Annotated in this window: 9 protein-coding genes; 4 read left to right on the plus strand and 5 right to left on the minus strand. The window is 59.1% G+C overall.

The window, feature by feature from the left end; all coding sequences use genetic code 11:
- Positions 1-349 (minus strand): phosphoribosylformylglycinamidine synthase subunit PurQ (locus NW835_RS11075; RefSeq protein ID WP_414415310.1); only part of this gene is annotated, 349 nt, incomplete at its 3' end.
- A gap of 70 nt (positions 350-419) precedes the next feature.
- On the minus strand, positions 420-677 hold the full coding sequence (purS, locus tag NW835_RS11080; protein WP_414364104.1) for a phosphoribosylformylglycinamidine synthase subunit PurS: 258 nt from the start codon (positions 675-677) through the stop codon (positions 420-422).
- Positions 678-740: 63 nt separating this feature from the next.
- Between purS and NW835_RS11085 the strand changes: the two genes are divergently transcribed.
- Together NW835_RS11085 and NW835_RS11090 are read left to right on the plus strand one after the other, a co-directional pair.
- Positions 741-1,514, plus strand: coding sequence for an ABC transporter permease (locus NW835_RS11085; RefSeq protein WP_414364105.1), 774 nt, complete (start codon positions 741-743; stop codon positions 1,512-1,514).
- Between the two features lie 47 nt (positions 1,515-1,561).
- Positions 1,562-2,290, plus strand: a complete 729-nt coding sequence (locus NW835_RS11090; protein WP_414371396.1) for a 2-phosphosulfolactate phosphatase family protein — start codon at positions 1,562-1,564, stop codon at positions 2,288-2,290.
- On the opposite strand, the gene NW835_RS11095 is transcribed toward NW835_RS11090, so the two are convergent.
- On the minus strand, positions 2,287-2,571 hold the full coding sequence (locus NW835_RS11095; protein WP_414364107.1) for a hypothetical protein: 285 nt from the start codon (positions 2,569-2,571) through the stop codon (positions 2,287-2,289). The two genes, NW835_RS11090 and NW835_RS11095, sit on opposite strands and share 4 nt — an antisense overlap.
- 227 nt (positions 2,572-2,798) lie before the next feature.
- Between NW835_RS11095 and argC the strand changes: the two genes are divergently transcribed.
- Complete coding sequence (gene argC / locus NW835_RS11100) at positions 2,799-3,905, plus strand: N-acetyl-gamma-glutamyl-phosphate reductase (RefSeq protein ID WP_414364108.1); 1,107 nt, start codon at positions 2,799-2,801, stop codon at positions 3,903-3,905.
- 31 nt (positions 3,906-3,936) lie between these two features.
- Positions 3,937-5,385 (plus strand): hypothetical protein, encoded by a 1,449-nt coding sequence (locus tag NW835_RS11105; protein WP_414364109.1) that lies wholly within the window; start codon positions 3,937-3,939, stop codon positions 5,383-5,385.
- 95 nt (positions 5,386-5,480) lie between these two features.
- On the opposite strand, the gene NW835_RS11110 is transcribed toward NW835_RS11105, so the two are convergent.
- Both NW835_RS11110 and NW835_RS11115 read right to left on the minus strand, forming a co-directional pair.
- Positions 5,481-6,320, minus strand: a complete 840-nt coding sequence (locus NW835_RS11110; RefSeq protein WP_414415311.1) for an ABC transporter ATP-binding protein — start codon at positions 6,318-6,320, stop codon at positions 5,481-5,483.
- 62 nt (positions 6,321-6,382) lie between these two features.
- Positions 6,383-8,380: a nitrate ABC transporter ATP-binding protein gene (locus NW835_RS11115; RefSeq protein ID WP_414385127.1), complete on the minus strand. Its 1,998-nt coding sequence runs from the start codon at positions 8,378-8,380 to the stop codon at positions 6,383-6,385.
- Between the last annotated feature and the right edge of the window lie 178 nt (positions 8,381-8,558).

The following is an 8,558-nucleotide window of genomic DNA, read 5'->3' on the forward strand; positions in this document are numbered from 1 at the left end:
GGTCGCAGATAAAGTGCAGGTTGGCGTTGCGCAGCAGCGCCCCCGGCAGCAGCCCTGCCTCTGTCAGGATCTGAAAGCCGTTGCAAATGCCCAAGACATAGCCCCCGCGGGCTACGTGCTCGGCCAGGGATCCCATTACCGGCGCAAAACGGGCCAGCGCCCCGGCTCGCAGATAATCCCCGTAGCTGAAGCCGCCCGGCAGCACCACCACATCCAGCCCTGACAAATCGGTTTCCCGGTGCCAGATCAGCCGCGTCGGACAGCCCAAGAGGCTGCGGGTTACCCAGGCCACGTCGCGGTCACAATTGGAGCCGGGGAAAACGACAATGCCAAACCTTACCTTGGTCATGGGGATCCCTTGCTGTCAACAAAAAGGTGGCGAGGGTTAGGGCAACTCGTGGGAGGCTGGATCCCTCGAATCAACCTTCTACAGGCTCCACTTGGATTTGATAGGTCTCAATTACCGGATTGGCCAGCAGTTGCTCGCACAGCTCGCTGACTTGGCGTTGAGCGGTTTCGGTGTCGGGGGCCTCTAGCCGCAGTTGGATGTGTTTGCCAATGCGCACCCCCTGCACCTGGGTGTGCCCCAACTGGTGCAAGCTAGCCTGGAGAGCCGCCCCGGCAGGGTCGAGCACAGAGGGGCGCAGGTGGATCTGGATCTGGGCCTGGAACTGCATAGAATAAAGGCTGGATCTGCTCCAAGTGTACAGCCGAGTCGTCACTTCCTTTGGACGAGGTCTATGGATGCGGCGCGCCTTGTGGCCATTGCCCGAAATGTTTTCCGAGAAACGATTCGGGATCGGATTCTCTATCTGGTGATGGTGTTTGCGGTGGTCATGCTGGGAGCCATCGTTTTGATCCCCCAGGTAGCTAACCAGGCTCACAACAAGATCATCGCCGATCTGGGTCTGGCCGCCATCCACTTCCTGTCACTGGTGGTGGCCATTTTCGTCGGCACTGGGCTGGTGAATAAAGAGATCGAGAGGCGCACGGTCTACGTACTGATTGCCAAGCCCATGAGCCGGGCGGAGTTCATCGTCGGCAAGCATCTGGGCCTGTCGGCTTTGCTGTCGGTGCTGCTAGTAATGATGACGGCCGTCTTTTTGCTGAGCCTGCTGGTGGTGCAGGCCCCCATTTCCCCCTGGGCTGTTCTCTGGGCAACCGTCTTCACCTTTCTGGAGCTGGTGCTGATTGTGGCGGCAGCGCTGCTGTTTGGAGTTTTTACCTCTCCGATTTTGGCCACCCTCTACACAATTGCCCTCTTCATCATGGGCCACGCCAGCCGCGCCCTGCTGCAGTTAAGCAAGCTGGTGGAAGATGCAGGTTTTGGCAAGGTGTTCGAGGTCATCTACTTGGTCTTGCCGGATCTGGAGCGCTTCAATCTAAGAGATGCTACCGTCTACGGCCAAATTCCCCCGCCCACCCAGCTCCTCGGTGATGCGCTCTACGGCCTGATCTACACCGTCTTGCTGCTCATTTTAACAGTGCTGGTGTTTGCCCGGCGTGAGTTCTAATAAGCTCTCGGTGGAGCTCTAGTTAAACCTTTTTTGCTCCCTCTCTCATGCGATTTTTCCACTTCCATACCCCTGAGCAAGTCCCGCCGTCAGGGATCCCAGCTTGCGCAGTAGCCATCGATGTCCTGCGGGCCACCACCACCATCGCCACAGCCCTGGCTGCAGGCGCAGAAGCAGTACAGGTGTTTGCCCACTTGCAACAGCTTCAGGAAGCAAGCCAGAACTGGCCGGCTGGCAAGCGGCTTTTGGCCGGGGAACGGGGGGGCAAAGCAGTGGCAGGGTTCGATCTGGGCAACTCCCCCCGCGAATACACCCCCGAGCGTGTGCGGGACAAGCGCATCTTCATGAGCACCACCAACGGCACCCGCACCCTTCAGCGCTTGGAAGGGATCCCGGTGGTGATCACAGCGGCCCTGGTGAACGTGGGAGCGGTGGTGGAGTTTCTCAGGCGAGGAGCTTTTGCCGAGGTGTGGCTGGTGGGATCCGGCTGGGAAGGGGCTTTTGCTTTGGAAGACACCGCCTGTGCCGGGGCGATTTTGCATCGCCTGGGCTGCTCGTGGGAGCAGTTGGGCAACGATGAGGCAGTAGCCGCCCTGGCCCTCTACCAAACCTGGCAGGACGACCTGTTGGGCCTGTTGCGGCGCTCCAGCCATGGGCAGCGGCTATTGGCAATTAGTCCCGAAAACGACAGCGATCTGGCCTATTGTGCCGCCTTAGACCAGCTCTTGGTGGTGCCCCGGCAGGTTCAGCCCGGCGTTTTGGCCCTTGCTGGCTAGCTGGCCTGGGGTGTCTCAGCAGCAACAGCCAAAGCCTTCTGCTGCAGCCACTCCTGCCATTCTCCCGGGATCAACTTGCTGTGAAACGCATCTCCGGAGATAAACACATCCCGCTGGTTTTGGGCCAAAACGAAAATGGAGCGGCGGTCGAAATGGGAGGTGAGCTTGTAGAGGGTGTAGGGGCCTTCGGAGTAGAGGGTTAAAGTTTCCTGATCTAGGCCGTGGCGACTGCTTTGGCCGTGGGCCCGTAAGATCATGTTGATCAGTTGCTCGTAGTACATACAACCTTCCCGAATAAATAGAATACACCCCTGGGCAAGACTTCAACAGCCAAGGCGGCTGCCAAGGCCCGGGCGGCTCGCGTGAGCCCAGCATAACAAATCCCGCTCTGTGGCTAGGCAACACTGACCCCCATAGAGCAGGCGGGTTCAACCAATGCGGCGGCAAATGGGATCAACAAATGCGATAAATAATAAGGCAAGCCGTCAATTTTGTGCAGGCAGCCCCCATGGCCACTACGGCGCCTCGTTCTCTTCCTCCCACCGATCCCGTCTGCGTCGCCATTGTCGGGGCCTCCGGGTATGGAGGGGTGCAGTTGGTGCGGCTGCTCAGCGAACACCCCGGCGTGCAGATTACCTACCTGGCCGGTCAAGACAGCGCCGGCAAACGCTACGGGGATCTCTACCCCCATCTAGCCCAGGCGGTGGACTTGACCATTCAGCCAGTGGATGTGGAGGCCATCGCCGCTAGCAGCGACGTTGTCTTTTTATCTCTGCCCAACGGACTGGCCGCAGACCTAGCGCCGCCTTTGCTGGCCAAGGGGTGCAAAGTCCTAGATCTCTCGGCGGACTACCGCTTTCGCAACCTGGCCACCTACCAATCCTGGTATCGCCTGGGGCAGACGGATCCCAATTGGCCCAGCCCTGCCTATCGCCAGGCCAACGAGCAGGCGGTTTACGGGCTGCCAGAACTCTACCGGGAGGCTATTGCCCAAGCCCAACTGGTAGCCTGCCCCGGCTGCTACCCCACGGCCTCCCTCCTGGCGGTTGCCCCTCTGTTGCGGCAGGGGTTGGTGGAGCTGGACAGCCTGATTTTCGATGCCAAGTCCGGCGTCTCCGGCGCAGGCCGCACCCCCAAGCTGGGATCCCTATTTGCCGAGGTGGACAGCTCGCTGGGTGCCTATGGCGTGGCCCAACACCGGCACACACCCGAGATCGAGCAGGCCTGCTCCGACCTCACCCACACCCCCATCACTGTGCAATTTACGCCCCACCTGGTGCCAATGGTGCGGGGCATCCACGTGACCTTGTACGCCAACCTGCGGGATCCTGGTCTCGTGGGCGAGGATCTCATCACCATTTACAACGCCTTCTACCGCCAATCCCCCTGGGTCAAGGTGCTGCCCCGCGGCGTTTACCCGCAAACCAAGTGGGTGGCTGGCACCAACACCTGCATGATTGGGGTGGAGGTGGATACTCGCACCAACCGGGTGATTGTTCTGTCGGTCATCGACAACCTCATGAAAGGGCAAGCCGGGCAAGCGGTGCAATGCCTCAACCTGATGATGGGGTGGCCGGAAACCTTGGGCCTGCCGCGGCTTGCCTTTTACCCCTAGCTATAATGCCGGTAATTCCCCTGAGGTGCCCATGCCTGAGTTTTCGGATCCCGTCTTCTCCCCCAATCTCGATCCCAGCGCTGCCCCATCCGCTGCGCCGGCGAACTCTCCACCTTCGTGGGCCAGAGCTGGGGATCTGAACTGGGAGGAGCTGTGGCGGCAACTGGAAGCAGGCTGGCAGGAGCTGCCCCGACGCTCTGAAGAAACGGTGCAGCAGACCCTAGCTCGTTTGCAACTGGAGTGGGGGGGCTTGTGCCGCGAGGCAAGGGATCGGCTACAGGCAACTCTGGACAAAGCCAGAGCCACAACCTCTCCAGAGCCCCTCCAGCGAGAACTGCAAGCGCTTTTGCCTCTGCTCAACCCCAGCCAATGGGAGGTGGTCATCGGCTCTCTGGAACGGGCTGCCGACCGAGCCTGGGTGGCCAGCCTGCTCTATCAGGGCCTGCAGGAGCAGACCCATCCCAGGGCAGAAACCAACGGCATCCCTTCCTGGGCGGAGGGGTTGACTGCTGAGCAGCGCTCCGCCCTGGTGGCAATGAGCCTGCGGGCCTATGGCAACAGCCGCCTACCTTTGGTCATGGACAAAAGCGGCGAGATCCAAGTGAAAGCTTCAGCCGCCCTCTTGGCCGCCCTCATTGCCATCGAGATCGGCAGCGTGGGATCCGCAGGCGCCCTCTCCTTGCTGGGTACACCAGAGTTGCGCAAGCTCTTGAATGCCGAGGGCAAGCTGCGGCGCAGCATCTTAAAACAGGGGCGAACTGCCCTCACCGAAGAGGAATGGCAAACCCTGCGCCAGTGGCTGGATCCCAAGGGATCCCCGCCCGACTGGTACCTCTCCCTCACCCAAGTGGGGATCCAAACCACGCAGGTGGGGGAGTATCTGGCGCGGCGGCTGCGGGAGTTTTTCCAGAGCGAGTGGATCAAGCTGGTGATCCCCCCGCTGTACCACTTGGTTATCGATGCAGTGCGGCTGTTGACGGGAGAAGTGTTTCTCAGCGTGGGCACCACCCTAGAAGCGGCTTTGGAGTCAGCAGAAGCCGAACGACGACTGGAATTGCTGCTGCAAGCTTTGCCCCAGGCCCGGCACATTCCCAGTCCTGAGCGCATCCAAGCTGCCCTTCCCGCCGTCGTAGAGGCTGCTGAGACAACCCTCAGGCCACTGCTGGGGCGCCAGTTGATGACGGTGGCCGACATCTTCGACCCGCCCCTTCGCAACGAAAGCCTCAACGAATTGGGGCGGCAACTCAACCTCTGGAATCCCTTGCAGTTTTTGCTCACCTGGGGCACGGCTGGCTGGCTGGGCGCTCTGCTAGATGAGATCAAGGAATTGCAGCAAACCTACCCGGAAATGCCCCTCTGGGAAAGCTATCGCCAGGGGGTTGAGACGGCAGTGCAAGCGCCGCGAGTGATGGATCAGGCGGAAGCCTTGCGCCTTACCGCCAAGAGCTTGGATCCCAAGATAGAACCCTCGGACGACTGACTCACCGCAGGCGTACCCTACCCTCTTAGCCGAAGTGCCCCCATCTGCGGGCGTAGTCACCCTCGCATAGAAAGTCCCAAAAAGTTGGACTTAACTCACTGGTGGGCTGCCTCAGGGTTGGCCTCGTGCCCGTAGAGGTAGCTGAGGACGGAGTTGCGCAGGCGATAGTACTGGGGATCCTCAAGCATTCGCTCGCGGTCGCGAGGACGCGGGAAGGGAATAGAGATGATTTGCCCGATGGTAGCCGCAGGGCCACTGGTCATCAAGACCAAACGGTCGGCCAAAAACAGTGCCTCGTCAATGTCATGGGTAATCATCAAAACTGTACAGCGATGTTCCTCCCAAATGCGCAGCAGCTCCTCCTGAAGTTCTTCTTTGGTGATGGCATCCAAAGCCCCAAAGGGTTCATCCAAAATCAGCACTGCTGGGCGAATTGCCAAGGCACGGGCAATGGCCACCCGCTGTTTCATCCCTCCGGAAATTTGCGGGGGATATTTCTGGGCTGCTTCCCCCAGCCCCACCAGATTCAGGTGTTCTTCTACAATTTGATGCTTTTCTGACTGGCTCTTTTGGGGAAACACCGCCTGAACAGCCAAGTAAACATTTTCATAAACTGTGAGCCAGGGCAAAAGAGAGTAATTCTGAAACACCACCATGCGATCTGGCCCAGGAGCTGTAATTGGCTGTCCTTTAAGCTTCACCGAGCCGCTGGTGGGCTGGGTAAAGCCAGAAACCATATTCAGCAGGGTGGTTTTGCCACAGCCGGAATGCCCAACGATGCAAACAAATTCTCCTTCACAGACGCTGAGGTTGATATCGCGCAATACGGGATACTCCCCCTTAGGAGTTGGGTAAGTCTTGCTGACATTCTCAAGGGTTAAGTAGGGCTCTGCGGCTGTGGCTGCTGGGGTAGAGGTTGTCAAGAGGGCAGTCATCGTGGGGTGCTCCAATTCATCGTTTTCTCACAACTGGGAACGTGCTTTTACCAAGGAGATCTCTAGAGCAACACGGGACGACGATCCCAAGCAACCTCGGCCACGTAGATGTCGTGCTTAATTGCCAGACTGTTGAGGTAAGCCAAGGGATCCTCGCCATTAAAAGGGATCCCGTCGAACAATTGAATGGGCTGGCGTTGGTAAGACACATCCAGCCCCAGCTCGCGGGCCGCCGTACTGAAGACTCCCACCTGACACACCCGCTCCACGATCTCTACCCAATTGCGCGGGAAGGGCAGATCCCCCCAGCGGGCCATTTGCGTCATCATCCACAGATGCTCGGTGCGGCTGGGACGGTTGCCGGCGCCCAGAAAGAAGCGGTGGTGGGCATATTCCCGCATTGGCATGTCTAGGTCACAGAGCAGGCGCTGGGGATCCCCCAGGTGAATGTAGGAAGGATCAGTGCTCAGGTAGGCGCGGCGGCTGAGCAGCTCGCGAATCTCGTCGTGGTGGGCCGGATCTTCACAGTAGCGACAGGCTTCCAGCAACGCTTTCACCAGGGCAATGTGGGTATTGGGATAGGCCCTGGCCCAATCCTCCCGCACCCCCAACACCTTGCCGGGGTGGCCGGGCCAGATTTCCAGATCGGTAGCCACCACAAAACCGCTGCCCTCCAGGGCGGCCCGCAAGTTCCAAGGCTCTCCTACACAGTAGCCGTCGATGTTGCCGGCTGTTAGGTTGGCCACCATCTGGGCCGGGGGCAGGGTTTTCAGCACAACATCGTGATCCGGGTGGATCCCGCCGGCTGCCAGCCAATAGCGCAGCAGCAAGTTGTGCATGGAGCTAGGATGCACCACCCCAAAGGTCAGCCGACGGCTGGGGCTATCTAAGATGTAAGCCCTCAACTGGCTCAGCGTGTGGATCCCTTGCTCGTAGAAGCGCCTGTGCAGGGTAATGGCATTGCCGTTGCGGGTCAAGGTAAGGGCAGTCACCACCGGCTGAGGCGGATTGTCCCCGCCGCCCAGAGACATCCACACCGGCATGCCGGCGGGCATTTGGGCCGCATCCAAGTAACCTCCCTGGATGCCGTCTTGGATCCCTCGCCAACTGGTCTCCCGCACCAGATTAACTTCTTCCAGGCCGTGTTTGGCAAAAAACCCCTTTTCTTTGGCCACCGCCAGCGGGGCGCAGGCGGTCAGGGGCACAAAGCCAATCTCCAAGTTGATCTTTTCCAAACCGTGCCTGGCCACCACGGTGCTGCGGCGGGCCCGCCACTGCTTGATCCGTTTTTGCTGGTTCAAAAAGTAGATGATCTCGCTGCGATAGCTGTAGTAGCTGGGGTGATTGACCACCTCCAACCGGCGGCGGGGGCGGGGAATATCGATGGTTAAAATATTGCCAATTCGGGATCCCGGCCCGTTGGTCAGCATCACCACCCGATCCGAGAGCAGGACGGCTTCATCCACATCGTGGGTAACCATAAGGGTAGTCACGTGATGTTCTTCGCAGATGCGCATCAACTGCTCCTGCAGATTCCCCCGTGTAAGGGCATCCAAAGCGCCAAAGGGCTCGTCCAACAACAACACCTTGGGCCTTACCGCCAAAGCGCGAGCGATGGCTACCCGCTGCTTCATGCCCCCTGAGAGTTGCGCTGGGAATTTATCCGCCGCCTGCCGCAAACCAACCAGATCGATATGTTCTTCGACAATCTGCTGACGCTCTGCTGGGGAGTAGTTTTTCAGCACAGCGTCTACGGCCAGGGCAATGTTTTGCCGAACCGTTAGCCAGGGCAAAAGGGAGTAATTCTGAAACACCACCATGCGATCGGGGCCGGGAACGGTGATGGTGTGTCCATCCAAAGCCACGATCCCTCCGGTAGGTAAAGACAACCCCGCCACCATGTTCAACAGGGTGGACTTGCCGCAGCCGGAGTGGCCGATTAAGGAGACAAACTCCCCGCGGTGAATTTGGAGATCGATCCCTTGGAGAGCAAGATATTCTTGGCCCCCAGGCAGACCAAACGCTTTTTCCACTTGCTCTACACTGACCAGTACAGACACAGAAGACCTCCCCACCTGTAGATACTCTCAATTTGCTCGGCAACTCGGATCCCAGACCTCAATTCTACTCTTTTTGAAGAGCGGATTGGAGCAAACACTCAAAGACAATGGAAGAGGGATCCCAACTCAATTGGATGGACATGCAGTGAAAAGATCTGCAAACGGGGCTAGCGATTGG

Source organism: Synechococcus sp. OH2 (assembly GCF_047462155.1).
Lineage (GTDB): Bacteria > Cyanobacteriota > Cyanobacteriia > Thermostichales > Thermostichaceae > Thermostichus.

Coding starts and splice junctions, on each gene's coding strand:
- NW835_RS11085 (WP_414364105.1), top strand. CDS start 741: ATGGATGCGGCGCGCCTTGTGGCCATTGCCCGAAATGTTTTCCGAGAA.
- NW835_RS11090 (WP_414371396.1), top strand. CDS start 1,562: ATGCGATTTTTCCACTTCCATACCCCTGAGCAAGTCCCGCCGTCAGGG.
- NW835_RS11095 (WP_414364107.1), bottom strand. CDS start 2,571: ATGTACTACGAGCAACTGATCAACATGATCTTACGGGCCCACGGCCAA.
- NW835_RS11110 (WP_414415311.1), bottom strand. CDS start 6,320: ATGACTGCCCTCTTGACAACCTCTACCCCAGCAGCCACAGCCGCAGAG.
- purS (WP_414364104.1), bottom strand. CDS start 677: ATGCAGTTCCAGGCCCAGATCCAGATCCACCTGCGCCCCTCTGTGCTC.
- argC (WP_414364108.1), top strand. CDS start 2,799: ATGGCCACTACGGCGCCTCGTTCTCTTCCTCCCACCGATCCCGTCTGC.
- NW835_RS11105 (WP_414364109.1), top strand. CDS start 3,937: ATGCCTGAGTTTTCGGATCCCGTCTTCTCCCCCAATCTCGATCCCAGC.